This window comes from Endozoicomonas sp. ALC013 (genome assembly GCF_049310205.1).
GTDB lineage: Bacteria > Pseudomonadota > Gammaproteobacteria > Pseudomonadales > Endozoicomonadaceae > Endozoicomonas.
In genome coordinates this window covers 1-1,445 of the sequence record NZ_JBLYNS010000370.1, presented here as the reverse complement: position 1 = coordinate 1,445, position 1,445 = coordinate 1, and the positions used below count along the sequence as shown (strand labels likewise).

Here is a 1,445-nt window from a genome sequence, read left to right as displayed (position 1 = left end):
ATATCCCTTCCTGAGAAAACTGAAGGTTCTCACTGATTCGATAGACGAGCGATTCGAACGTAGAGGTAGCCACGTTCAGCTCAACGAATTCACCCAGTTTGGCCGTGGCCCACAGCAGGTTGGCAATACCCTGGGCATTAAATTGGTCTTTCTGTGCATTCACGTGGAGCAACAGTGCGGCCACAGCTTCTTTGAGCTCTGGTGTTTGCTCCAGCCCGTTGTCCACCAGCTTCGCTATGGCCCACAGCAGGTTGGTGATTGCCTGTGGTTTATAGTTAGCTTTCTGTGCGTTCACTTGGGGCAACAGCCCGGCCACGGCCTCGTTGAGACCGGGTGTCCACTCCAGCCCGTTGTCCACCAGTTTCGCCAGGGCCCACAGCAGGATGGCGATATCCTGGACATTAAATTGCACTTCCTGTGCTTTCAAGAGGGGCAACAGCGCGGCCACGGCCTCGTTGAGCACCGGTATCCACTCCCCGTTGTCCACCAGTTTTGCCAGGGCCCACAGCAGGTTGGCGATCCCCTGGGCATTAAATTGGTCTTTCTGTACGATCACGAGGGGCAACAGTCCGGCTACGGTCTCTTTGAGTCCAGGTGTTCGCTCCTGTCCGTTGTCCACCAGTTTCGCCATGGCCCACAGCAGGTTGGCGATTCCCTGTGGCTTAAAGTCAGGTTTCTGTGCGTTCACGAGGGGCAACAGTGCGGCCACGGCCTCGTTGAATTCTGGTGTCTGCTCGTACCCGTTGTCCACCAGTTTCGCCATGGCCCACAGCAGGTTGGCGATATCCTGGGGATTAAATTGGGCTTTCTGTGTGTTCACGCAGGGCAACAGTGCGGCCACAGCCTCTTTGAGCTCTGGTGTCTGCTCCTGCTTGTTGTCCACCAGTTTCGCCATGGCCCATAACAGGTTGGTGATTTCCTGAGGTTTGAAGTTGGCTTTCTGTGGCCTCACTCGGAGCAGCAGCACGCTCACGGTCTCGTTGAACGCTGGTGTTTGCTCCTGCCCGTTGTCCATCAGTTTCGCTATGGCCCACAGCAGGTTGGCAATATGCTGGGAATTAAATTGGTCTTTCTTCTGTCCGTTCACATGGGACAGCAGCGAAGCCACGGCCTCGTTGAGCTCTGGCGTCCGCTCCTGCCCGTTGTCCACCAGTTTCGCCATGGCCGACAGCAGGTTGGCAATACCCTGGGTCTTAAATTGGTCTTTCTGTGCGTCCACGTGGGGCAACAGCGCGACAACGGCCCCGTTGAACTCTGGTGTCTGCTCCTGCCCGTTGTCCAACATTTTTGCCATGGCCCACAGCAAGTTGGCGATACCCTGTGCATCAATATCTCTGGCTTCAGGTTTTTGGTTGCAGTTAAATGTTATTGAATCAAATAGCGTTGACAATAAGGCAGCTTGAGTATGCTTAACTCGCGCATCCATGGGTTTATGAACGGTAAAC

Annotated in this window: 1 protein-coding gene; it reads right to left on the bottom strand. The window is 54.9% G+C overall.

Annotation, left to right across the window (positions count from 1 at the left end):
• Positions 1 to 1,426: DUF1601 domain-containing protein (locus ACO6V1_RS23890; protein WP_422469084.1), on the bottom strand; the 1,426-nt coding region annotated here is incomplete at its 3' end.
• Between the last annotated feature and the right edge of the window lie 19 nt (positions 1,427 to 1,445).